We start from the raw sequence: 24229 nt of genomic DNA on the forward strand, positions 1-24229 counted from the left end.
TGGGAATGCGAGTGATATTCGATCTGACGCTTGCCACGCGCAAGCCGGAGATTACCGGTGTCGAACGTTACGGGATCAATCTATTCGAGGCATTCCGGAAAATTTGCCCTGGCAGCACGGCCTATGTCATGTCGACATCGTTTTTTTCGAGCGCCGACAACCTGGTCCTCTGCCGGCATCCTTTTATGGCCTGGCTCACTTTGCCATTCAGGCTGGCATCTTCCAGTTACGATGCGGCCGTCTTTCCGAGCATGCCAGCAAGTCCGCTCTCCATATCATCCAAACTGCCCCTCTATCGCATCATTCACGACGACTTCCCCTGGACAAGGGGACAGGAGATGCCGATCAAGGGGCGCCTTCTGTTTCGGGATGTGGAGCGCGCCGTTTCATCCCGATACCGCGCCATCTTTGCGCCAACCGGCTACTCGGCGGCAAAGCTTCGTCCGATCTTTCCCTCCCATGATGTGAGCGAGATCGGCAACGCCCCCGCGCTGCCGTTCGACGGCGAATTGTCCGAGATCGCGGAACTGCGGGGCAAAGACTTCGTCCTGAGCGTGGGGACGGTGGAGCCCCGAAAGAACTACGAGAAGATCATCGACGTCGCGGCAGCGCTTCACCCTCACAATGTCGTGTCGGTCGTTGTCGGGCGCAGCGGTTGGGGGAATATTGTCACCGATCTCGACCGGGCAAGCAACGACCCAACGAGCAACATCCGATGGATGAAGGACATATCCGACAGCCAGTTGCGGTGGCTTTACGCAAACTGCCGGTCGTTTCTGTCCTTGTCGCATGACGAGGGGTTCAATATGCCGCTCGTCGAGGCCGGGTCGCTGGGCTGCAGCATTGTCGCGTCCGACATCGCCATTCACCGGACTGTTTCTCCGCCATGGGGACGGCTGGTCTCGCCGGGCACCCCCGCTGACGAGATCGCGACTGAGATCATGACGGCTCCGCGAGCGACTGAGAGCGCGTATCTTGCCTACAGAGCCCGGTATTCCTGGGATTTTATCGCGGCAAACCTGCTTTCGAAAATCCAGGCCCATAGACGCACCGGAGCACGGTCCCATGCCTGAGCACCAGTTGACCATGCTCTGGCATGAAGCCGGAAACTCGCACTACCATGACCGATTTGTCGAGCTTTCGAAGGTCGCCAATCTCACGGTCATGGGGCCAAAAACCTTTCAAGGCACAACGTTCGACCCTGAGAAATTCCACTTTCCGGTGAAGCTGTTTAATTCCGTCTTGTCGTCGCACTGGCTGACATTCATCCCGAGCACCATCGCTTTCTACCGGGAAGCGCGACGGGCGGACATTCTCTACGTTCATGAGGAACCGCACTCGCTTGTCGCGTTCCTAAGCGCCACCCTGCGTCTCGGGCGGCCGATGTACATCGAAAGCTCGGCCATCAATCTCAAGGGAAACCTCTCCGGATGGAATGTCCTCGAGCGGTTCGTCTATAAAACAGCGACCAAAATCATTCCCAAGAACCATGAGGTCGCCGATGTCCTTCACAGACGGGGGGCTCCCCCGAGCAAGATCTCAAGCCCCATCGGTAACGGCGTTTCAAAGTCGTCGTTTTCGATCGTCGATAAGTCGGCGGCACGTTCTGCGCTTGCGCAAAAGTATCCGCAGGTCTCCGATGCATTCAAGAAGGGCGGTCTCGTTCTCGGCTATGCCGGGCGGATCTGGCAGCCGAAAGGGATAGAGATCCTGGCGCAGCTTGCACAGGAACTCCCGGTCACGATCCTCGCCTGCGGGCCGGTCGCAGATGATTATCTGGTCGATACACTCGTTGCGGCGGGGGTAACGGTTCTTCCCAGTCTTCATAAGGATGATCTGCGGACATTTTACAGCGCGCTCGATCTCTTCATTCTGCCGAGCCTCTCGACGAAGAACTGGCGGGAACAGTTCGGCCGTGTCTGCATCGAGGCAATCTATTGCGGGACGCCGGCTGTCGGTTCGCATGTGGGCGGCATTCCGATGGTGATCGGCGCCAGCCAGACCTTCGAGGCAGGCAATATCGAGCAGGCCAAGGCACTGCTGACCAAACTTTCAGACGAGGCGGAGCGGGCGGAAATCCTGCGGTGGCAGACCGCCCATGTCGATGAGAATTTTTCCTGGAAAGCGATTGCAGAGCAAGTTTTAGCCGTCACACACTTAAAGAGATAAATGCAATGACCGAAGACCGACTTGGGTCCAGAGATAAAATATTCGGTTTATCCTTTTACGAATATTCCGACGACGCTCTCGTAGAACAGGCTCTTTCTCCCCTTTCCGAGACGGACGGGGTAAAACTGGTCGTCACTGCGAATACGGATCACGTCTCCAACCTGTACAAAAATGCTGAATTCAGACGTGCTTACGACAGTGCGTGGTCAGTCACGATCGATGGCATGCCCGTCTTTCTCTATGCGAAACTGTGCGGCGCGGCCGTCAAGCAGCGGATACCAGGCGCCGATCTCTTTCCCAAGCTGCTCGATGCCCTGACAGACACGAACCATCGGCCGTTCTTCGTCTGCTCGAGCCAGGCGACGGCGGACGGGCTGGCAGTCCAGATGACGGCACGTGGCTTCCCCGAGGCCGGCTTCGGCTACGCGATACCGCCGTTTGGTTTTGAAAAACAACCCTCTCATACGCGCGACCTGCTGAGCGCGATCCGCGACAACCGCACAACGCATCTGTTCATGGGTATCGGCGCGCCCAAATCCGAAATTTGGGTGAACCAGAACAGATCCGCGCTTGGGCACCTTTACGCCTTCTGCTTCGGCGCGGCTCTCGAATTCACAGCCGGCACCAAGACTCGAGCGCCAAAGGTTTTCCGTCTGGTTGGAATGGAATGGTTCTGGCGAGTGGCCACCGAGCCCCGTCGCTTGTTCAAACGGTACTTCATCAGTTCCTGGGGCTTTTTCTCAGCCGTTGTCGCCGATCTGAACCAATCCAGAATAAGCTCGTAGGTGGCCCGATGTACGATGTGTCCGTGATCATTCCAGTCGTATCGAAAAGCAGTCGTCTGGCGCGCACGCGCGAAGTGGTGCGGCGATTGCAGGAGCAGAGGGCGATCGCGCTTGAAATCATCATCGTGATGCAGGGGTTCGACGAGACCGAAACGATCGGCATCGACGGTGTGAAAACCATATTCTCGCGCGTGTTCAGCTCGTCGCATTCCCGAAATGTCGGCGCCTGTCACGCGACGGCCGATCTCATCTCGTTTCTGGATGACGACACATTTCCGGCCGCGAGCGATTTCTACCGCAGGGTGAAAACCATTCTCGATGTCGGCGCGGTCGATTTCGTCACCTGCAACATCGTCTCGAACGGCAAGCGGCTGGCTGCAAGCCGGATCGAAAGCGATGTCCAAATCAACAGGCAAACCATCATCGGCAACATGTGGGAACCGGGGCTGACGCTTCGCCGCAAGACGTTCTTAAAATTCCAGTTCGATGCCACGCTGGGTATCGGCGCCATTCATGGATCGGGAGAGGGCTTCGATCTCGGGGCACGTTTGGTCGATGCCGGCCTGAAGGGCAAGCGGTTGGCCGGCCTGGAAATCGACCATCCGCCTTTGCCGTTGAACTCCGAATTCGATGTCCAGCGCACGTTCTACTACTCGCTTGGCAACGGCAGCTCCCTGGTCGCCAGAGGGTTCCACAAGGCCTATGCAAAGCAACTCTTCAAGCAGGTCGCAAAGACGGTGCTCTATCCATGTCTCAACAGGTGGAGCGAGGCGAAGCTTGCCCTGCTGCGGCTTACCTGCCTGCTGATCGGGCCGGCGATCCCGCGCGGCGTTCCGAAGATCATTCCAAACCAGTTGGCGAAGGACCTGATCGACGGTGAAATCGACCCGTTCCCTAAGGTGGAACCTCGGATCGACCGGGCCACAGCCTAGACCATTCGCATGACGCGACCGAAATATCACCGATCGGGTTCACATGTCCTATTTGAAACTGGCAATCAAGGGTACGAGCTGGTCGCTTGCGCAGGTGCTCGTCGAGCGGCTGACGCAGACCGTGGTGTTTCTGATTGCGGCAGCCTTGCTCGGGCCGCATGAGTTTGGTGTCGCAGCGCTTTCAACCGCGCCGGCCGTGATCATCGCGTCCACCCTGCAGTCCGGAAGCCAGGTGGTGATACAGCGGCGATTGCTCGACGATGACTTCGTCAATTCGGTCTTCGGTCTCTTCCTTCTGCTTGGCCTTTGCGGCTCGGCGCTACTGTTGATAGCGAGCGCCCTTCTCCGCCACCTGGAAACCTTCTCCGGCCTCAGTGCCATGGTTGCCGTGACGTCGATCGCTCCCCTTGTCTCAGCGCTCGCGGTCGTGCCGGAAGGACTGCTCGCGCGAGATTTCGCCTACAAGGTACTGGCGGTCCGAAAGTCGGCCGGGTTGCTTGTGGGCGGGATTGTCTGCTGCGCGCTTGCGTTTTCGGGGTTCGGCGCCTGGAGCATCGTTGCAGTCGTCGTGATAACGCCGATCGTTGCGGCGATGGTCAGTGTTGTGGCGGCGCGCTGGAAGCCAACGGCCATGCCGACGCTGATCTCGATGCGGTCGACGCTGAATTTCTCGTTCGCCGTAATCGGAATGTCGGCAGTCACGCAGATCAACGTGCGCTCTGCCGATGTGGTGGTCGGTTTGGTCGCGACACCGACAGCGACGGGTGTTTTTCGGCTATCACGCACGGTGCTTGATCTCGCATCAAGCCTGTTTCTCAATCCGATCAACAACATCCTGCTCCCAATCTTTTCGAGGATGGGTGAGGATCGTGACCGGATGATAAGCACGATGTGGAGGTCATGCGCGGTAACAGGCCTTGTTGCCGCGATACCTTTTGTCGCTTCCGCGTTTTCAGCGCCCTATGTCGCATTTATGTTTTTTGGAGACAGGTGGCCACAACTGCCCGAAACGATAACACTGATGCTGGTGGCGCTACCGTTCATTGCGGTTGTCGTGCCAGTGCAAACCTTCCTGGTTGCAACAGGACACCCAAGCTTGGCATTCCTGAACAATGTTTACCAGGCACTTGCTGATGTCGCGATGATTGCAGTCGGAGCATATTTCGGGATTTTTTGGGCAGCAGCGATGTTCAGCCTGAGATTCTCTCTGACAGCGTTGTTTATTCTCCTGGCCGTGCAGAAACGATTCAGTGAGATCAACGCGTTTGATGGGATCAAAACAACATTTCCGGCGCTTGTCGCGATTGCGATCGTATCAACCCTGACCGGGTTTCTATGGCTATGGCAGCTCGATCTCAAACACTTATCAGTCGCTGTATCATTTAGCGTTACGGCCTCTCTGGCATACGCATTGATATGCGCGTTCGTATTTCACGATCGTATCCGGCCAGTTCTTGAGATCTGGAAGGCGCGGCGCGTTCGTGCGCCGACTGCTGCCTGATCTAAAGCCCGGCTGTCTCGCAGGCTGGCCTCCGTCTCGAGGTCCTGGGGAAGGTTGGTGGTCTGATACGGTATCATCGTAACCGTCGGGGCGTCCGACCTGATCGATCAGGACATCGCGCCGGTGGCTGACGAGTGCGACCCTAGTTTACCATTGGTTAGCAACAAAGGTCGGGCGGTCGTCGGATGGCCCGATCTTGACCCAGATCCTAGGGCTGTTCTGCGATTGCATCATGATCCAGGTCAGGTCAGTCTTCTTCCACGGCTTGATTTCAGAGAACCGGTTGTCCAGCACCAGGTCGCCGGCGGATGTCTTTGCAACCAGCACCGCATGTCCCTCTCCGGACCGCGTTCTTGCCACAGCCATTCTCAGCGATCCGGAAGGCCAGCCTAGGGAGATGAGGTGTTTGCGCTTCGTGAGCGCGTAATCTTCGCAATCGCCTGACGCCACATCAATGCTCCACTCGTCGGAGCCGTCGGCATCATTGACGGGACGGACGGTGCGATTGATGCCTGAATTCACCGAAAGCAGTTGCGCCTTGCGATCATCAGTCAGTTCGACGACGCCGTCGCCGCCGGTATCGGCGCACTGCTCCTGATTGCTACGGCAGAATTTCGCAAAAGCGTAAGGTGCAAGCGCAAAACCACTTTCCTGGATGCGCTGCATTGAGCCTCTCACATCCCGCAGAATGCCGACAGGGCCAGCCGCCATCGTTACCGATGGAACTGCGAAAAACGCCAGAGTCATGACTATCGAATGCAGTTTCATGGCACGTCTCCATGTGGAATGGAGAGAAATTTACCTGCATTCGTTGTATATCACGTTTTGAGAAAGTGTAAGATTTTAATCGTCGTGCAGATTGAATTTTTCTGTTTAAGAACTACTGCAGATATCGATTTGCTGATGGTTCAAGGAACTGCTGCCATCAGGGCAATAAAAAAGGCCGGAGCGAATACACGCGCCGACCTCCCTGCATTGCTCTCAGCCACTGCGCCAGTACATCCGTGGTCGCCGACGAAAACAATGTTGTAGCCAAGATATGGTAGCTCGATCCAGATATTCAACAGGGAACCTGGATCAAAAATGGGGGCAGCGGCTCAATGCGCTGCCCCTCATCACCTCAAAAGGCTAGACGCCCTCAGTAGGGCGAGTTGCACTGTGCGCGAACGCCGGCACGTGGCACGTAGCTGTTATCCGATGCACGGTAGCTGCGGTAGCGGTCGGCACACCACTGGACGTGAGCACGGGTACCTGCGCGGGCCGGGCGACTTGTCACGGCACCGCCGATGATTGCGCCTGCGCCGAATGCTGCGAGGGGATACCAGAAACCATCGGAATGGCGGCGATAGCCCGGACGGCGGTCACGGTATCCACGGTGGCCCTGGTGCCACCCGCGACGATCACGCATTTCCCGACGTTCGCGCATGTCACGACGATACTGGACATGTTCGACATCGGATACCTGAGGCGACTTCACCATCGGCAGGGGTGCGGCAGTCGCCGGGACAAGCGAGGTGAGGCCCAGTGCCACCGCAAGCGACGACGCGGTCAGAAACTTCGTAACAATATGCATATTAGTTCTCCGTGTTATGGAGAGACAACACATTGACGCAACAGGGAGTTCCCTCATCACGCGAGAGTGAGGCCCACGTTACAGGTGTTTCCAACCTTGAGCGAGCGCGACAGCGGAAACAGCGGCCAATACATCGTTTAAATCTTAAATAAGCATTCTCCGCTATTTCTGATTGTTCAGAGCGTGCGGAGCATCCCATGGGCTTTTACGGCAACCCCTTCGGCTACGAGTATCAGTTCCCAAACAGGCTTACGCCGTCCCTGGACAAGGACGTCGTCAGCGTGGTTGACACCACCGCGGTTGCCGCGCTTACCGTCAATACAAAGTCGCTGTTCCAGCTGAAACTGCAGGACAACTCGATCCGCTTCGAGTTTACCCAGTATGCCTTGTGGACCTTCGGCTACAAGCCGACCCCAAGCGATACCGCCAGCGCTGTGCACTTCAACGGGCCGGTGTTTACCGATATCAACAACAACCTTTCTCCGATCTTCGGCGTCTCGATCAAGAGCAATATTGCCGGCCTCGACAGCCGGGACGTTTCGTTCGACTACAACAAGATCGCGATCGACTTTACCGGCATCAAGGCGGGTCCGACGTCGTACATCACAGTGTCCGTGACCTTCAATGAACCCAAGCTTGGGGGTGACGGCAACGACGTGCTGAACGGATCGCGTTACGCAGACATCATGTCCGGCGGCAAGGGCGACGACAAGCTGATGAGCAGCGCCGGCGCCGACAAGATGGACGGTGGCGCCGGAACCGATACCGTCTCCTACGCCAATGCCACCATGGCAATTGTTGCGAGCCTCGCCTCGCCGCAGAGCAATACAAACAATGCCAAGGGCGACACCTATACCTCGATCGAGAACCTCATCGGGTCGCAATACCGCGACGTGCTGACGGGCGACCAGGGCTCGAACGTCCTTTCCGGCGGCCTTTCGAACGATCGCCTGACAGGCGGCGAAGGCGCGGACAGTTTCGTGTTCGACACGCGACTGAACAAGAAGGGCAATGTGGATACGATCACGGATTTCTCCGTCGCGGATGACACGATCTGGCTCGACACGGATATATTCACAAAGGCCGGCACGGTTGGGGATCTCGCATCGGATGCATTCCATAGCGGCACCGCGGCCAGCGACGCATCCGACCGGATCATCTACGACAAGGCGACCGGTCGTCTCTACTACGACGCCGATGGAACCGGGAAATACGGGCAGATGCTGTTTGCCACCGTCGACAAGGGCCTCAGCATTACCGCAGCAGACTTCGACGTCATCGCCTGACCGTATCCGGCACGCGGGTGCTACGCCGCCTGCTGGACGAAATGGCCTGGCGACACCTCGAGATAGGTGCGCTTCGGCGCCACGTAATCGAGCGGTCTCACGGGGCTCTTGATCTCTTCGGACAGCGGCGGCGGCGTCTCGCCGCGGCGTGACGGGTCTGGAACCGGCACGGCCGAGATCAGCCGACGGGTATAGGCGTGCTGCGGATTGTCGAAAATCGCCGCACGCGGTCCGATCTCGACGATCTCGCCGAGGAACATGACCGCGACGCGGTGGCTCATGCGCTCCACGACGGCCATGTCGTGGGAGATAAACAGATAAGCCAGACCGTGCTTTTCCTGAAGCTCGAGCAGCAGGTTGGAGACCTGCGCCTTGACCGTGACGTCGAGGGCCGAGACCGCTTCGTCAGCGACGATGAATTTCGGCTCCAGTGCCAGAGCACGGGCGATCGAGATGCGCTGGCGCTGTCCGCCCGAAAATTCATGCGGATGGCGATCGGCCATTCCCGCCGAGAGCCCCACCTGTTCCAGCAGTTCTGACACCCGTGCCTTGGCCTCGCGCTTGCCCATCATCTTATGCGCAAGGATAGGTTCGGCAATGGCCGAACCGACGGTGATGCGCGGATTGAGCGAGGCAAACGGATCCTGAAAGATCATCTGCGAATTGCGACGCATGGTGCGCAGATCGCGCGTGCCGGCCTTTGTCACATCCTGGCCGTCGATGACGATCGAGCCGGCGGATGGATTGAGCAGACGAATGATTGCGCGTCCGGTCGTCGACTTGCCGCAACCGGATTCACCGACCAGCGACAGTGTTTCACCGGAGCGCAGATCGAAGGATACGTCTTCCACGGCATGGACGCGACCATTGGGCAGGTCGAAACGGACCGCAAGATTCTCGACCTTGAGGATTGGTGCGACGGACTGGGAAACCGGTTTCATTTCGCGGCCGTCGGTCGCCACGCCCGTCGCAGGATCGACTTCGGGAAAACGCTTGGGCGCCAGGCACGCGCCCATCGCGCCGAGGCGCGGGATCGAGGCGAGCAGCGACTTCGTGTAGATCGCCTTCGGGCTTGCAAAGATCTCGGTGGTCGGACCGGTCTCGATCATGTCGCCGCGGAACATCACGACGGTGCGGTCGGCGATCTCGGCCACCACGCCCATGTCGTGGGTGATGAACAGCACACCCATGTTTTCCTCGCGCTGCAACTCGCGCAGCAGGTGGAGGATCTCGGCCTGGATCGTCACATCGAGTGCCGTCGTCGGTTCGTCGGCGATCAGCAGTTTCGGACGGCAGGCAAGTGCCATGGCAATCATCACGCGCTGGCGCATGCCGCCGGAGAACTTGTGCGGATATTCGTGCAGCCGCGCCTTGGCGGCCGGGATGCGGACCCGCTCCATCAGCCGCACGGTTTCGGCCTCGGCTTGGCTCCACGACAGGCCGCGATGCAGGACCAGCGCTTCGGCAATCTGGTTGCCGATGGTGAAGACAGGATTGAGCGAGGTCATCGGCTCCTGGAAGATCATGCCGATCGAGCCGCCGCGGACCTTGCGCATTTCGGATTCGCTTGCGGCAAGCAGATCCTTGCCGTCGAGAAGGATCCTGCCCTCGGTGCGCGAGCGTCCGGGCGGCAGGAGCCGCATGGTGGAGAGCGCTGTGACGCTTTTGCCAGAACCGCTCTCGCCGACGATCGCCACCGTCTCACCGGCATCGACGGACAGGCTGATGTTGCGGATGACGGCCTTCCATCCTTCCGGCGTCTTGAAGGAGGTCGTCAGGTTTTCGACCGACAGAACAGGCGGGGTCGTTTTTACTGTGTCGGTCATGATCAGCTTTCCTTCGCCAGCCGTGGATCGACGAGATCGCGCAGGCCATCGCCCAGCAATTGCAGGGAGAGAACCGAAAACACGATGGCGAGGCCTGGAAACACCATTAGCCACGGAGCGTTGTTCATGTATTCGCGCCCTGACGCGAGCATCGTGCCCCAGGTCGGCATGTCAGTGGAAACACCGACGCCGAGGAAAGAGAGGCTTGCTTCCGCCAGCATCGCCGAGGCGAACACGAAAGTTGCCTGCACGAGGATGGGCGATGCGAGGTTGAGGAGAACGTGGCGGAGCAGGATCTGCCATGTGGGCAGACCCATGGCCACAGCTGCCTCGATATAGGGCAGTTCGCGCAACACCAGCGTCGAGCCGCGGATGATGCGGGCAAGACGCGGCGCGTAGGTGATGCCGAGCGCCAGGATGACGGTCGTGAGCGACGGACCGAGTGCCGCGACGAGCGCGATCGCGAGCAGGATATCGGGAAACGACATCATCGCATCGAGGAGGCGCGAAATCGGCGCGTCGAGCTTGCGGAAGAAGCCGGCAGCGACACCCAGAATGACCCCGAGAACCGTGGAAATGGCGACCACGCCGAGGCTGACCATCAGCGAGATGCGGCCTGCGAAGATGGCGCGCGAAAAGATGTCGCGGCCGAATTCGTCCGTGCCGAAGAAATTCGCCATCGACGGCGGCTTCAGCTTGTTGACGATCGACAGCTTGTTTGGCGCGTAAGGGGCGACCCAGGGCGCAAGCAGTGCAGCTGCAACGACGACCACGAGAATGATGGCGCCTGCCAGCATCGCGCGGTTTCCGAACAGGCGGCGAAGGCTTGACGCGAAGGGCATGGAGACGGAGGCCATGGTGTTCATAGGCGCACCCGCGGATCAACGATGATGTAGAGCATGTCGACGATGAAGTTGATGAGAACGTAGATGGCGGCAACGACGAGCAACGCGCCCTGGATGACCGGATAATCACGCCGCAACACGGCCGAGACGACGAGGTTGCCGACGCCGGGAAGGCCGAACACGGTTTCCGTCACAACGGCACCCGCGACCAGCATGGCAACCGACAGGCCGATGACGGTGATGATCGGGATCAGCGCGTTCTTCAAGGCGTGCTTGAGGATAACGCGGCCTTCGCCCGCTCCCTTGGCACGCGCGGTGCGCACATAATCGTCGCCGAGCACATCGAGCATTGCGGCGCGCGTGAAGCGGGTGATCAGCGCCGAGTTGACGACGCCGAGCGCCACGGCCGGCAGGATGAGGTGATGCAGCCGCTCGAAAAACGGCGTGCCCGGACCGCCGTAGCCGGAGGCCGGGAACCAGCCCTGCCCGACCGCGAAGATCTGGATCAGCATCAGCCCGAGCCAGAAGCTCGGCACGCTTGCGGCCACCATTGTCAGCGTCACGACGATCTGGTCGAAGATCGTGCCGCGCTTGACGGCGGAGAGAATGCCGACGGGAAGCGCGATGGCGACCGCGATCAGGATCGAGAACAGGGTGAGGAAGAAAGTCGGCTCAGCACGGGCGGCAAGTGCAGTCGTGACCGGCTGGTTCAAGAAGATGGACTGACCGAGATCGCCTTTCAGAATGCCCAGCACGAACTTGCCGTACTGGACGAGCATGGGCGCATCGAGGCCCATGCGGGTGCGCAGCTGCGCGATGTCTTCCGGGGTCGCATCCGACCCCAGCATGACAGCGGCAGGATCGCCAGGCGTCACGCGAACGATGATGAAGACCACCGTCACGACGAGGGCGAGCACGATGGCCATGCCCCCCAGCCGTTTCAAAAGTGCCTGTGCGATCCTTGCCATAGCCAGTCCCTAGTTATCCAGCTTACTTCTTCGGGCTCACGTTCCAGAAATGCGGCCAGTAGGTCGGCTCATAACCGGAAACGCCGTTGGCGAGACCCGAAACACCATTGAAGTTGCCGACCTTGTAGAGCGGCGCATCGTCGTAGATGACCGTCTGGATGGCGTCCCATGCGGTCTTCTTGGCGTCGTCGGTCGTGGCGTCCATGTAGGTCGCAACGGCCTTGGTCTTCTGGTCGGAGACGTACCAGCCCGGATAGGTGTCGGTGATCGTGTTGATCGTCGTCGGATCGCCCGGGAAGTTGGAGTGGGTGATGAAGATGTCCCACTGCTTGGCGTCGGCGCGACGGGTCGTCAGCGTCGCCCAGTCGACCACCTGCAGATCGACCTTGAAGCCTGCGGCTTCCAGATAGGCCTTGGCGACTTCGCCGATCTTGTAGTGGAATTCATACTGGCGGCTGGTCATCAGGCGCAGCGGCTGGCCATCGTAACCGCCATCCTTGAGCAGTTTTGCAGCCGCTTCCGGATCGCCTTCGCCGTAACGGGCAACGCCTTCCTCGGTGTGCCAGACGGAGCCTTCCGGGAAGATCGAGGCATCGACGCTGAAGAAGCGGTCATCGGAGAAGGCGGCGAGCATCATATCGGATGCATTTAGCGCTGCCTGAACGGCCTGACGGAGCTCCTTCTTGACCAGAAGACCTTCCTTCATGTTCATGTTCATCGATGCCCAGCCGGCATTCTTGAAGATCACGGGCTTGGCATTGCTGCTCTTTTCGACGCGCTCATAGGCGCTGACCGGCAGCGAGTCGGCGAAATCGAACTGGCCGGAGATCAGGCCTTCGACGCGGGTATTGGCGTCCGGAACCGGTACGAAGCGGATTTCCTTGGCGATTGCCTCGCGCTTGCCGGCATAGTTGCTCGGCTCACCCTCGGGCGACTTGTAGCCGTCGAAGCGGACGAGCTGGGTGTACTGGTCGGGCTTGCGTTCCTTCAGCGAATAAGGACCCGTGCCGACGAATTCGGTCAGCGTATCGGCGATCTTTTCGGACGGCAGGATGACCGACGCCTGCGACAGGGTTGCGAGCAGCGGCGCATAACGCGACTTCAGCTTGATGACGACGGCATGGTCGCCATCTTCCGCGATGCTTTCGACGACGCCGGCAACCTGCTTGCCCTTGGAATTGATGGTCATCCAGCGCTTCAGCGACGCCGTGACGTCCTTGGCATCGAAGTCGCTGCCATCGTGGAACTTGACGCCTTCGCGCAGCGGGATCTTGTAGGTGAGGCCATCTTCCGAGAGCGTCGGCATGGCGGCGGCCAGAAGCGGCACGGACTTCCACTCCGCGTCGTAGGTGTAGAGCGTTTCGAAAATGTGCTGATCGATCGTCAGCACGATATCGGTCGGCGTCTGCATCACGTCGAGCGACGGCGGCTCGCCGATCGTCGCAACCGTCAGCACGCCGTCGCCTGCCTGGGCATTCGCCTGTGTCAGCGCTAGGCTGCTGGTGCCGGCCAAAGCCGCCAGCGTCATGAGAACAAGTGCACTCTTTTTCATGGTCATCCCCTTGTTGTCTTCAGTGGTCAGATCCCGGGCGGCTTTCCTGTCCGGTCGAAAATTCAGGCGTCCAGTCCCAGCGGATCGGCGACGCGCGGCCATATTTCGAGGCTCGCCTTGCGATAGGGCGTCGTTGCGGGATCGGTCGGATAACAGGTCGGCGCGGCGATATAGACGATCTCGGAGGAGACCGGCTGGAAGCCCGCGTGAAAATGGTTGGTCGACTTAACGAGCAGATAGGATTTGGCCGCAAATTCGATGCCCTGATTGGCGAAGATATCAGGCTGGTAGGTCTGGGTGCGGCTGGTGATCAGCACGATATCGATATGGGTGCCGACCGGGCGCACGACGGCGGTGCTGCCGAGCGTGACGCGGCTGTTGCGAAAGCTCTGCCAGCCCGCATCGAACACGCTTTGCACCGTGACGCGCAGATCGAGCGGTTCACCGCCTTCCGGGCCGGATTTTCCACCGATGCGCAGGCTGAGTTCGGCGCCCTCTCCCGCCGCCTGGCAGAAGGCGACGGCAATCGGATCCCAGATGGTCGCAACGGCGAAATCGTCCATGCCGCGCTCCATCATCCGGCGCAGGATGAAGGTCGCATCACCCGCCACGCCGCCGCCGGGATTGTCCCAGACATCGGCAATCGTCACCGGCACGCCGGGATGCGACGCGCGGATCGACACGGCCTTGTCGAGGCCGGCTTCGGTATCGAGCATGGGCATCGCCGTCTGCCGGCGCAGGCTGTAGAGCTCGCGTCCCAGGGATGCGGCCAGCGCATCCCCCTTGGCCTTGTCGTTGTCGGTCACGACGACGATGCGGGTGCCCATGTCGGGCAGGTCGCCGGCCATGAAGCCGTGGATGACCGAGGCCGACAGGATGCCGTCCTTGCCTTCCAGCGCCTGCATGCGGTCGACGAAGGAGCGCATCGGCTCGCGGCTGGTCGGAAAGATCGTGATCATCCGGCAATCGAATGTGGAGATGACCGGCTTGATCTCGCCCTTCAAGGCCTGCAGCGCCAGCTCGACCACGTGTTCACCGCGCTGTTCGAAATCCGTATGGGGGAATTCGAGGAAGGCGGCCATGATATCGAGATTGGCGACGCGCAGGGGCGTCAGGTGACTGTGCGGATCGAATTCGGCGGCAACCAGAACATCCGGGCCGACGATCTGCCGGACACGGGCCAGAAAATCACCTTCCGGATCGTCATAGCCCTGCGCTGCCATTGCACCGTGGAGACCGAGCACGACGCCATCGACGGGAAGTGCTGCCGTCAGTTCGGCGAGGATCAAGTCGCGCAGCGCCTCGTAGGTCTGACGCTGGATCAGGCCCGCCGGCTCTGCCCAGCAGGACGTGCCCTCGATCACGGTAAAACCTTCCGCCCGGCCTCGGCGGCGCAGAATTGGCACGACGGACGAGCACAGCGTCGGCGTATCCGGATGCTCTCCGGGCCCGGCGAAGAACGCCGCCTTGAAGGCGTTCATATCCGTCGGAACGGGAGAGAATGTGTTCGTCTCGGTCGCCAGCGAGGCGGTGAAGATGCGCATGTGTCTTATCCGGATAGGTCCGACGGCATCAGGCTCCCATCGCGGTCGCCGAGCGCCAGCACCCCTATTGCATGAATTTTGTCGATCGCCGGAGCAGGCACGCCATGCTCCGGAAAACCTCAGTCCCGTTTCTCGTTCAGTTCGCCCGCTCACCATTTTGGTGTAATTTATTTTCTTCATAATGCGTCAAACCCAGCTGAAGTCAACGAATTTCCAGAATATGCACCAATTTGTGTAATTTATTTTCTATAAGTCTAAATTCGGGGAAATTTTCACCTCCACCGCATTTCGCGCTCCGAACATGAAAAAGGGCGCCCGAAACAGGCGCCCCATTTTCATTCGGTCCGTAACGATCGATCCGGCGGTTACCAGACGGTGCCGCGCGCATCGACGTTTTCGACCCTCGTCACGATGCCGTTCCGGTGAAACACCATCCGGTCGAACAGGTTGGTGACGACGCAGGTGTGGTTCGGCACGACCTGCACGATCTGGCCGATCTCCGCAAACGGCACTGCACAGCCCGATAGATCGACCACCGCATGTTCTTCCGACAGCGACACGATACGCGCACCCTCGAAGCCGACGAGGGAGCCGTAATCCGAAAAGCCGAGCAGGTCGGAGGTCAGGGCCTTCGAGCCGCAATCGAGCACGGACCGGTCCGCAGCCGGTTTCGACACGACCGTTGCCAGGATATGCATGGCGAGATCATCGGGCGTGCAGTGACCGGCGCGAACCATGCTGCGGTCGTTATAGACATAGGTGCCGGCACGGTGTTCCGTGGCGGAGGGGACCAGATGCGCCGAAAAGAGATCCGGCGAACCACCGCTGGACCGCACCGGGCATTCGATTCCCTTTCCCGACAGAAGCGACATGGTGGTTGCCATGAACTCCTCGACGGCCTCTGCGCCACCGATGGCCGGATAGGTCATGATGCCACCGAAGCGCAGGCCGGGCGCTGCCGAAATCTTTTCAGCCAGGACCACCGCCTGTTCCGGGGTCTGCACGCCGCAGCGTTTTGCGCCCGTATCGCATTCGATCAGGACCGTCAGCGGGCGTTCGGCATCGAACGTTAAAGCCAGGCCCGACACGGTGGTTTCACTATCTGCGACGACGGCAAGCTTTGACACGCGGGCATTCAGCGCCTTCAGCCGCGCAAGTTTCACGGGTCCGAGGATATTGTAGGTGATCAGGATGTCGTCGAAACCGGCATCGGCGAACACTTCGGCTTCGGTGACCTTCTGGCAGTTGAGGCCGACGGCACCGGCTTCGATCTGCTGGCGGGCGACGGCTGCGATCTTGTGGGTCTTGATATGCGGGCGGAACGCCTTGCCCTGCGCATCGCAGTACGCCTGCACCCGCGCAATATTGGCGGCGAGCCGATCCTCGTCGATCACAGGCATCGGCGTTGCAATCTGATCGAGTGGCGTGCCGGGTTCAGGCCAGGGATAGTTCATGATGTAAACCTCTGTGGGCATGGCTGGTTTCGTTGATGCTTGCCCGTTTTGTGCTATCAGGGCAAGAACTGGTGAAATTCATTTTCACGATCGTGACGTGCTTCGTGTCTGCGCCAATCTTCGAGGAAAGTACCTGATGGATCTGTTTCACGCGCTTTCCGACGAAGACGGCAGGCTCTCGAGCCTGGAGGCGAAACTGGCGCAGTTTGCGCTCGCCAATGTCGATTTCGTGGTCAATTCCTCGATCAGCGACCTGGCCGAACGCGCCGGAGTTTCGCCGCCGACCGTGACAAGGTTCTGCCGTCGGCTTGGCTGCCAGGGCTATTCCGATTTCAAGGTGCAGCTGGCCAAGATGGCCTATGTGGGCCTGCGCTATCTGAAACCGGAAGCACCGACCGCGACGGTGGAAGAGGTTGCCCAGGACATCATCTCGAAAGCCCAGAACGCGCTTTTCGACCTGCACCGGCAGCTCGATCTCGCCGCGATCGAGAAGGCGGCGCAGATGCTGCGCGGCGCCGACTTCATCCAGGCATTCGGTGCCAGCGGCAATTCCGCGATGGTCGTCAACGAGCTGCACAATCGCCTCTTTCGTCTCGGCTGCCGCATCAATGCATCGAACGACCACAACATGAACCTGATGATCTCGGCGGCGACCCAGCCTGGCACGGTCGTGTTCGGATCGTCCTATACCGGCCGCGACATGGGTCTCGTGCAATGCCTCAAGCTGCTGCGTCAACATGGCATTCCCACCATCGTGATGACGCAGCGGGGCTCGCCTGTCGCCGATGCGGCCGACCTGACGATCGCCATCGACATGCAGGAGGGCAAGAACATCTTCCGCCCCACCTCGACCCGCTTTGCCTATCTCGCTGCGATCGACATCCTCGCCAACATGGTCGCCTATGCCGACCGCAACATTGCGCTCAAGGCGCTGCGCAGCATCAAGGAAGAACTGGTGCGCAACCGCGACGGCGACGACCGCCAGCTTCTCGGCGACTGACGGTCGTCATTGACACAATCAGTCGATCGGCTTGTAGGCGATCACGTCCATCTCGACCTTGGCATCGACCATCAGCTGCGACTGGACCGTCGAGCGTGCCGGCGGATGATCGATGAAGTGCTTCTGGAACACGGCGTTAAAGCTGGAGAAGTCACGGGCATCGTCGAGCCAGACGTTGACCTTCACGACGTCGGCGAGCGTGCAGTCCGCAAGCGCCAGCACGTCTTTGATATTGGCAACGACCTGTTCGGTCTGGGACACGATGCCACCGGTCACCACTTCGCCATCCACCGTCGGCACCTGTCCGGAGACATAAACGAAATCGCCGGCGCGGACCGCCTTGGCAAATGGACGTCGCTGGCCGCCCGCCTGTGCGTCGGCCGCAGCGAGACGTTCGATTTTCTTGTGACTCACGATGCTCTCCGTAATTTATTTTCACCGACCGCGAATCTAGCACTGCCTGGATGCGAATTTCCAGCACCTCGGGGGAATACGAGAAAATTATTTACGGTAGTTAAAACTGCTCGGATATCAGCGACGCCTTGCCGAAGACGCGCGCGAACCGGTCGGCGCCGTCGTATGGCGCTTCTCCAAGCGCTTCTCGACGACATGTGCCGGCTCCGGCCGGCCAAAGGCAAAACCTTGCAGCAGGTCAACGCCAAGACTTGCCAGCACGTCCGCATGGCCGAGCGTTTCGACGCCCTCGGCGACGACTTCCATGTCCAGCGTCCGGGCGATATCGACCAGTGCGGCGACCAGGCGCTGCTGGGGCAGGCCATCCAGCATGGGCAGGATGAGCTGCCGATCGATCTTGACGCGGTCCGGGCGAAGCTTGATCAACCCGAGCAGTGAGGCATGGCCCGAACCGAGATCGTCGATCTCGATTTCAATCCCAAGCGACCGGATCGCATCGATATTGGCTCTGATCTCCGGTGTGAGCTCATCGAGGAAGATCGTCTCGACCAGTTCGAAACTCACCTGGCCTGCCGGGATATCGAGACGCTTGAGCTTTTCCTCCAAATCAGGATCGGAGAGGCGGGAGGCCGACATGTTGACGGACACGCGCGGCAGAGCAAATCCCTCGGCTTGCCATCGCCTCAAGTCGGCAAGGACGAGGCGCAGCATGATTTCGTCGATTTCGTCAATCAACCCGTTCGTCACCGCAGTCGGCAAAAATGCGCCGGGTGGTTTCAGCTCTTCTCCATGTTTCCACCGCACCAGCGCTTCGAGGCCCTTGATCGCGCGGGTCCGGGCATCGACCTGTACCTGGTAGAACGGCACGAAATTGCCGTTGGTGATGGCGCTGCGCAGCTCGTAGAGGATGTGTTTTTCGGCGATCGATGCGGCTGCCATGGCGGGCGAGAACCATTCGGCGCGGTTACGTCCGTTTCTCTTGGCCTCATAGAGCGCGAGATCGGAACAGGCGAGCAGTCCGGTGACATCCGACGCCGAGGTTTGCGCCACGCCCATCGAACAGGTGACAACGACATTCTTGCCGTTGAGAAGAACGGGTGACTGTAGCTCGGCGCGGATTTCGGCGACGATCTTCTCCATCGCGTTGAGGCCGCGGTCCATCGAAACGATGGCGAATTCGTCACCCCCCAGCCGCGCCACGATATCTCCCGGGCGGCTTGCCTGCTTCAGGATCGACGCGACATGGGCGATGACCACATCTCCACAGGCGTGGCCATATCGGTCGTTGATTTCCTTGAAGTTATCGACGTCGAGATGGCACAGCGACACGAAATCCAGCTCACCGCGTTTTGCAAGGCTGGCACATATCGCGTCGAAGCTGCGGCGGTTGAGAAGTCCGGTCAGGTGGTCGTGGTCAGCAGCATAGCGCGCTTCGGCGCGGCTCTGGTCTGCGGCTTCCCGCTCTTCCGCCAGTTGATGGCTTCGCATCACATCGTCCGTGACATCCCATTCCGCGCCGACGAAGCATGGCTCGCCATTCCCGTCGATGAAGAACTTTGCGCGTGAGCGAAGGTGGCGAATGGAGCCATCCTGGCGGATGATCCTGAACTGTGACGCATAGTCTTCGCGGTTTTCGATTGCCTTTTCGAAGTGCGCATTGGCGGCATCTCGGTCGTCTGGGTGGACGCATTCGAGCCACACCACATCCGTCGGTCCCTTCGGGACACCGTAGAGCTCCTGTAGCTGCTCATCCCAGCGGGTCTGGTTCTTGCGCAGATTGTGCTGCCAGATGCCGATGCCGGAAGCCTCCAAAGCAACATTCAACTGGCGCAGGAGGTCGTCCAGTTCGTTGTTCGTCCAGATGCGTTTGTTTTCCATGGCTTGCTCTGCCGACATCAGTGGCGACGACAATAACAGCCATTACTTAGCGAATACTAAAACAATGTGCACGTGTTATTATGAGGGAGCTCTACCCTTTAAACACCGGCGATCCGCGTCAGCGAGATAGCTCAGGCCATTCGCGACCGCCGCGCGACGCCGATTCGGCGATCAACCGAACATCGGGAACTTGGAACGTATGTTTTCGATGTAATACTGTCCGGGCGACCGGGACCCTGCCAATTGCTGGAAAATCTGCACGGGTACCGTCTCGAATTCGCGAATTTGCCCGTTTTTCATGAACAGCCGGAGACGCTCTGCACCTTCATCATAAGCAGCAGCATCGAAGAGAGATGAGTTTAGCTCTGCTTGCATAATCGCACTCCTTGAACGGAGACAATAATGCAGTGCAGCATAAAAATTGCAAGAAAATTTAAGCTTAATTAAGTAATCGAGATGCTCACGCTCTCTTCGTTGCTTTCACATGAAATTCGGAGGAACTAGCAATTTCCGAGCCCTACTTTTGAGGCTGATCCCGATCCACCTCAAAACAATCCAGGCAGCTTGGCGGTCGTCTCATGGTCGCCTGAGGCCTCGAAATCAGAGAGGCGAACGAATTCTGCGCCTCTGTTTTTCAGATCAACCAGTGCACGAGCGACCCCCTCGCCGGCGGCATGAGTCGGCTGGTTGATGTGTGAAATCACCACATCGCCATCCTTCGCAGCAGCAATCCGTTTTTCGGCAGCCGCGGCGCCGAGGAGCGAGCCATCATCGCCGTTCAGCGAATAGCCGGCGATCTTGAAACCCATGGCCCGGATCTCCCGGATGGCCGAGAGATCATATTTTGCCGTCGCGCCGCGAAACCAGTGCGGTCTCGGAAGACCGGCTGCAAGCATGGCGTCGGCTCCTCTCCCCACCTCGCGGCCGACAGCTTCAGGCGAGCCTGCGGCCGGTATGCCATAGATCGCGATCGGAATATCGACTGCGGGAATGTGATTCTCGCCGTGATTTTCCAGCTCGAAGAGATCGCTGTTTTCACGCAGAACAGCGACGGTTTCCGGATTGTGCTTCAGCCAACGTGACGTGACGAAGATCGTTGCGGGAATTCTTTCACGAACCAGCGTCGTCAGAATACGCTCGTCGGCCTTGCCCATGCAGGCATCGAAGGTAAGGGCAACACGGATGTGTTTCGCATTTCCCGCAGGCGCCACCGTCAGACGCGGCTCGACCAGTTTCTGAACCGCCAGAGTGTCTGCCTTCGCCAAAGGCGCAAGACAGCAAAGGAGGATAGCGGCGGTGGACAAGAGGCGCATGGTCAGTTTCCGCAGGATCGGGTTGTTCCAGGATCCCGCTTTTAATCCCCTGCACGCCATTCGACCATGCGCATTCTCACGTATCAGCAATGCGGCTGCATCACTGCATCTTGCTTGCGCTCAGAAGCTCGCCGACGCGAGCCGGGTGCGGATCGCACGGATGCTTTCCGGACGGCGATCGCCCAGTTCTCGTTCCCAGCGGATTGCGGTCTCGACGATCAGATCGAGATCGTCGTGGCGCGGGGTCCATTCAAGAAGGCGCCGGGCGAGCGTCGCATTGGCGACGACGCTTGCTGCATCGCCCGGGCGACGCGGGCCGTAGTTGATGTCGAACCCGCGGGCTCCGGCTTTCTTGACCGCTTCGAGCACTTCCAGCACCGAATAGCCGCGGCCATAACCGCAATTGGCAATCAGCGGTTCGCCGCCACGACGCAGATAGCTCAGTGCCTTCAAGTGCGCTTCGACCAGATCGGTCACATGGATGTAATCGCGCACACCGGTACCATCGGCTGTCGGATAATCGGTGCCATAGACATCGACGCCGCGGCGCTTGCCGAGAGCCGCCTCGCAGGCAATCTTGATGAGATGCGTCGCACCTTCCGTGGAAAGACCGGTGCGCCCAAGCGGATCAGCACCGGCGACGTTGAAGTAGCGCAGCGCGACGAAGCGGAAAACATGGGCTGCAGCCGCATCGCGCAGCATCAGTTCGGACATCAGCTTGGACTGACCGTAGGGGTTTTTCGGCAGCGTCGGCGCGCTTTCCAGAACCGGCGTGTCATCCTTCTGATCGCCGTAGACGGCGGCGGTGGAAGAGAAGACAAAATGCTTGATGCCCGCTTCGACGGCGGCTGCCGCCAGGAAGCGGGTCTTGCCGGTATTGTTCTCGTAATAATCCAGCGGATGCGCGACCGATTGCGGCACGACGATCGAGCCTGCGAAATGCAGGATGGCGTCGATGTCATTTTCAGCAAAGATCTGCTTCAGGATGATGGAATCGCCGACATCACCCAGATAGAAGCGCGCCTCGTCCGGAACCGCCCAGCGAAAGCCTGTCGACAGCCGGTCGAGCACGACGACATCCTCGCCAGCGTCGAGCAGCGCCCAGACCATGTGACTTCCGATATACCCTGCACCACCCGTGACCAGAACAGCCATTTTCTCGCCCCTGCTTTTTTCTTTCGCAGAGAGAAACACGGCCGTTCTTCAGCAAACCTTACCACCGGGCGGGGCCGCCGGGTTTAACGCGGAACACGGAAAACACGGCGTTCAGGCGGTCGATAAAATTTTACAGACCGCCCTCTTTGCGGTGATGGAGCGGGGTTAGAGGCGCTTGATATAGTCCGCCAACCGACCGGCGGCTTCTTCGACATGGGCCGAATTGCGCAGAAAACAGGCCCGCAGAAACAGTTCGCCACCCTCTCCGAAGGCAGAACCGGGCGCCAGCGCCACGCCGATCTTGTCGACGATGTCCATCGCCGTCAGGCGGCTGTCGGTCACGCCGTCCACCTTCAGGAAGGCGTAGATCGCGCCATCCGGTTTCAGCGTCTGCACGCGGTTGGTGGCGATCAGCGCATCGCAGAGGATATCGCGGCCGGCGACGGCGCGGGCCACGTTCTCGTTGACGAAGCCATCGCCTTCGTTCAGCGCCACGACCGCGCCGCGCTGCATGAACTGGGCAACGCCCGAATTGGAATACTGGATGAGGTTTTCGATCACTTGCCCCATTTCCGGCGGGGCCACCAGCCAGCCCATGCGCCAGCCGGTCATCGACCAATTCTTGGAGAAGGAGTTTGCAAAAATGATCCGATCGCCCTCTTCCATGATGTCGAGGAAGGACGGAGCCCTTGCCGCACCACCGTAGTAGTAACGGGCATAGATCTCGTCGGCGATGATCCAGATCCCATGTTTGCGGGCGAGCGTCAGAATGTCTCGGAGATCATCAAGCGTTGCCGTCCAGCCGGTCGGGTTGGCGGGCGTATTGATAAAAAGGCCACGTGTCTTTGGTGTGATCGCAGCGTCCAGCGTGTCGAGATCGAGAGACCAGCCGCCGCCGGTAAAGGCAAGCGGCAGGCCGATGGCGGAAGCGCCGGAAATCTCGATCGCGGAGATGATGTTCGGCCAGGTCGGAGAGAGGTAGATCAGTTCATCGCCCGGCGAGGCGATCGCCTGCACGGCCATCATGATCGCGTGCATGCCGGAGCCGGTGACATAGAAATGCTCTGACGACAGCGTCTTTAGAAAATGCCGCGTGTAATAGTCTGACAGTGCCTGGCGCAGTTCGGGAATTCCGCGCTGCCAAGTATAGAAGGTCTCACCGCCCAGAAGGGCGCTCGATGCCGCCTGATTGATGAAATCCGGGCTCGGCAGGTCGCCCTCGCCTGCCCATAGCGGGATCAGGTCGCGGCGGCCACCGGCGCGGGCGTGATTGATGATCTCGACAATACCGCTTTCGGGAGTGGAGACGGCCCGCGGGCTGAGACTTGCAATGATCGACATGGTTCCTGAACATTTCCCTATGCTTTCATTCTGTTTAGCGCAGAGAACTCGGAAAATCCCATGACAATCCGTGGATCGGCGATCGTTTTTCTTGATGGATCGCCGATCTGTTGACGCGGTTGGATTACCGGATCGGGTTACCCGTCTTCAGAATATCGCGGATTTCCGACAGCAGCTGGATATCGGCCGGCGGCGGGGCCGGTGTGGCATCCGCAGGCTTCTTTTCTTCCAAGGCGCGGAGCTTGTTCACGCCCTTGACCATGAGGAAGATGATGAAGGCGAGGATGAGAAAGTTGATCGCGACCGTGATGAAGCTGCCATAGGCGAAGACGGCGCCCTGCTTGCGGGCTTCTTCCAGCGAGGGCGCTGTGACCGCACTCGACAGCGCCACGAAGTAGTTGGAAAAGTCGAAGCCACCGCCTGTCACGGCACCTACGACCGGCATGACGAGATCGTTGACCAGTGATGTGACGATGCCGGTAAAGGCGCCGCCGATGATGATGCCGACGGCGAGATCGACGACATTGCCCTTGGCGATAAAGGAACGGAATTCGGAAACAACGGACATAGCATTACCCCTGCTGCTCGGGTTGTTGATCCGCCCCAACATAGTGCATCACCACTTGCTGAAAAGGTGAAAAAGACAGAGACTTAAAGATGACCAGGCATTGGACTTTTTGCCAATGCCGCGGC

22 protein-coding genes are annotated in these 24229 nt (G+C 59.5%); 7 read left to right on the forward strand and 15 right to left on the reverse strand.

The window, feature by feature from the left end; genetic code table 11:
• Nucleotides 1-5: 5 nt before the first annotated feature.
• The 5 genes from ACQY1L_RS12555 to ACQY1L_RS12575 are packed head-to-tail and all read left to right on the forward strand — an operon-like array spanning nt 6 to nt 5387.
• Complete coding sequence (locus ACQY1L_RS12555) at nt 6-1073, forward strand: glycosyltransferase (RefSeq protein ID WP_430241038.1); 1068 nt, start codon at nt 6-8, stop codon at nt 1071-1073.
• Nucleotides 1066-2169 carry a glycosyltransferase family 4 protein gene (locus ACQY1L_RS12560; RefSeq protein ID WP_430241039.1) on the forward strand — a complete coding sequence of 368 codons (1104 nt, stop codon included), beginning with the start codon at nt 1066-1068 and terminating at the stop codon, nt 2167-2169. Before ACQY1L_RS12555 ends, ACQY1L_RS12560 begins: the two co-directional genes overlap by 8 nt.
• A gap of 5 nt (nt 2170-2174) precedes the next feature.
• Nucleotides 2175-2954: a WecB/TagA/CpsF family glycosyltransferase gene (locus tag ACQY1L_RS12565; RefSeq protein ID WP_062453866.1), complete on the forward strand. Its 780-nt coding sequence runs from the start codon at nt 2175-2177 to the stop codon at nt 2952-2954.
• 8 nt (nt 2955-2962) lie between these two features.
• On the forward strand, nt 2963-3886 hold the full coding sequence (locus ACQY1L_RS12570; protein WP_430241040.1) for a glycosyltransferase: 924 nt from the start codon (nt 2963-2965) through the stop codon (nt 3884-3886).
• A 43-nt stretch (nt 3887-3929) separates the two neighbouring features.
• Nucleotides 3930-5387, forward strand: a complete 1458-nt coding sequence (locus tag ACQY1L_RS12575) for an oligosaccharide flippase family protein (protein ID WP_062579013.1) — start codon at nt 3930-3932, stop codon at nt 5385-5387.
• A 147-nt stretch (nt 5388-5534) separates the two neighbouring features.
• Here ACQY1L_RS12575 and ACQY1L_RS12580 read toward each other — a convergent pair whose 3' ends face one another.
• Together ACQY1L_RS12580 and ACQY1L_RS12585 are read right to left on the reverse strand one after the other, a co-directional pair.
• Complete coding sequence (locus ACQY1L_RS12580) at nt 5535-6155, reverse strand: transglutaminase-like cysteine peptidase (protein ID WP_430261867.1); 621 nt, start codon at nt 6153-6155, stop codon at nt 5535-5537.
• Between the two features lie 370 nt (nt 6156-6525).
• On the reverse strand, nt 6526-6960 hold the full coding sequence (locus tag ACQY1L_RS12585; RefSeq protein WP_062453869.1) for a BA14K family protein: 435 nt from the start codon (nt 6958-6960) through the stop codon (nt 6526-6528).
• A gap of 197 nt (nt 6961-7157) precedes the next feature.
• Here ACQY1L_RS12585 and ACQY1L_RS12590 point away from each other — a divergent pair, with 197 nt between their 5' ends.
• Nucleotides 7158-8246: a hypothetical protein gene (locus ACQY1L_RS12590; RefSeq protein ID WP_430241042.1), complete on the forward strand. Its 1089-nt coding sequence runs from the start codon at nt 7158-7160 to the stop codon at nt 8244-8246.
• Nucleotides 8247-8266: 20 nt separating this feature from the next.
• On the opposite strand, the gene ACQY1L_RS12595 is transcribed toward ACQY1L_RS12590, so the two are convergent.
• The 6 genes from ACQY1L_RS12595 to ACQY1L_RS12620 all read right to left on the reverse strand — a co-directional run bounded on the left by ACQY1L_RS12595 (nt 8267) and on the right by ACQY1L_RS12620 (nt 16435).
• On the reverse strand, nt 8267-10072 hold the full coding sequence (locus ACQY1L_RS12595; protein ID WP_430241043.1) for an ABC transporter ATP-binding protein: 1806 nt from the start codon (nt 10070-10072) through the stop codon (nt 8267-8269).
• A gap of 2 nt (nt 10073-10074) precedes the next feature.
• Entirely contained in the window at nt 10075-10929 is an 855-nt protein-coding gene (locus tag ACQY1L_RS12600; RefSeq protein WP_371816133.1) for an ABC transporter permease, read from the reverse strand.
• A 5-nt stretch (nt 10930-10934) separates the two neighbouring features.
• Complete coding sequence (locus tag ACQY1L_RS12605; RefSeq protein ID WP_430243945.1) at nt 10935-11876, reverse strand: ABC transporter permease; 942 nt, start codon at nt 11874-11876, stop codon at nt 10935-10937.
• Nucleotides 11877-11907: 31 nt separating this feature from the next.
• On the reverse strand, nt 11908-13437 hold the full coding sequence (locus ACQY1L_RS12610; RefSeq protein WP_430241044.1) for an ABC transporter substrate-binding protein: 1530 nt from the start codon (nt 13435-13437) through the stop codon (nt 11908-11910).
• Nucleotides 13438-13499: 62 nt separating this feature from the next.
• Nucleotides 13500-14981, reverse strand: a complete 1482-nt coding sequence (locus ACQY1L_RS12615; protein ID WP_430241045.1) for a M81 family metallopeptidase — start codon at nt 14979-14981, stop codon at nt 13500-13502.
• 365 nt (nt 14982-15346) lie between these two features.
• Complete coding sequence (locus tag ACQY1L_RS12620) at nt 15347-16435, reverse strand: D-TA family PLP-dependent enzyme (protein WP_430262019.1); 1089 nt, start codon at nt 16433-16435, stop codon at nt 15347-15349.
• Nucleotides 16436-16571: 136 nt separating this feature from the next.
• On the opposite strand from ACQY1L_RS12620, the gene ACQY1L_RS12625 reads away from it, so the two are divergent.
• Nucleotides 16572-17435 carry a MurR/RpiR family transcriptional regulator gene (locus tag ACQY1L_RS12625; protein WP_430241046.1) on the forward strand — a complete coding sequence of 288 codons (864 nt, stop codon included), beginning with the start codon at nt 16572-16574 and terminating at the stop codon, nt 17433-17435.
• Nucleotides 17436-17453: 18 nt separating this feature from the next.
• Here ACQY1L_RS12625 and ACQY1L_RS12630 read toward each other — a convergent pair whose 3' ends face one another.
• The 7 genes from ACQY1L_RS12630 to mscL all read right to left on the reverse strand — a co-directional run bounded on the left by ACQY1L_RS12630 (nt 17454) and on the right by mscL (nt 24104).
• Nucleotides 17454-17849, reverse strand: a complete 396-nt coding sequence (locus ACQY1L_RS12630; protein ID WP_430241047.1) for a RidA family protein — start codon at nt 17847-17849, stop codon at nt 17454-17456.
• A gap of 117 nt (nt 17850-17966) precedes the next feature.
• A complete protein-coding gene (locus ACQY1L_RS12635; protein ID WP_162237961.1) occupies nt 17967-19727 on the reverse strand; it encodes a putative bifunctional diguanylate cyclase/phosphodiesterase in 1761 nt (586 codons plus the stop codon).
• Between the two features lie 171 nt (nt 19728-19898).
• A complete protein-coding gene (locus tag ACQY1L_RS12640) occupies nt 19899-20102 on the reverse strand; it encodes a KTSC domain-containing protein (RefSeq protein ID WP_430241048.1) in 204 nt (67 codons plus the stop codon).
• Between the two features lie 170 nt (nt 20103-20272).
• Nucleotides 20273-21040 (reverse strand): polysaccharide deacetylase family protein, encoded by a 768-nt coding sequence (locus ACQY1L_RS12645; RefSeq protein ID WP_113109457.1) that lies wholly within the window; start codon nt 21038-21040, stop codon nt 20273-20275.
• Between the two features lie 120 nt (nt 21041-21160).
• The gene (gene galE / locus ACQY1L_RS12650; protein WP_430241049.1) at nt 21161-22195 is read right to left on the reverse strand and encodes a UDP-glucose 4-epimerase GalE; all 1035 of its coding nucleotides are present in this window, start codon (nt 22193-22195) and stop codon (nt 21161-21163) included.
• Nucleotides 22196-22360: 165 nt separating this feature from the next.
• A complete protein-coding gene (locus ACQY1L_RS12655) occupies nt 22361-23536 on the reverse strand; it encodes a pyridoxal phosphate-dependent aminotransferase (RefSeq protein ID WP_430241050.1) in 1176 nt (391 codons plus the stop codon).
• A gap of 124 nt (nt 23537-23660) precedes the next feature.
• Complete coding sequence (gene mscL / locus ACQY1L_RS12660) at nt 23661-24104, reverse strand: large conductance mechanosensitive channel protein MscL (protein ID WP_430241051.1); 444 nt, start codon at nt 24102-24104, stop codon at nt 23661-23663.
• Nucleotides 24105-24229: the final 125 nt, after the last annotated feature.

Source organism: Neorhizobium sp. DAR64862/K0K3, assembly GCF_050500185.1.
Lineage (GTDB): Bacteria > Pseudomonadota > Alphaproteobacteria > Rhizobiales > Rhizobiaceae > Neorhizobium > Neorhizobium soli.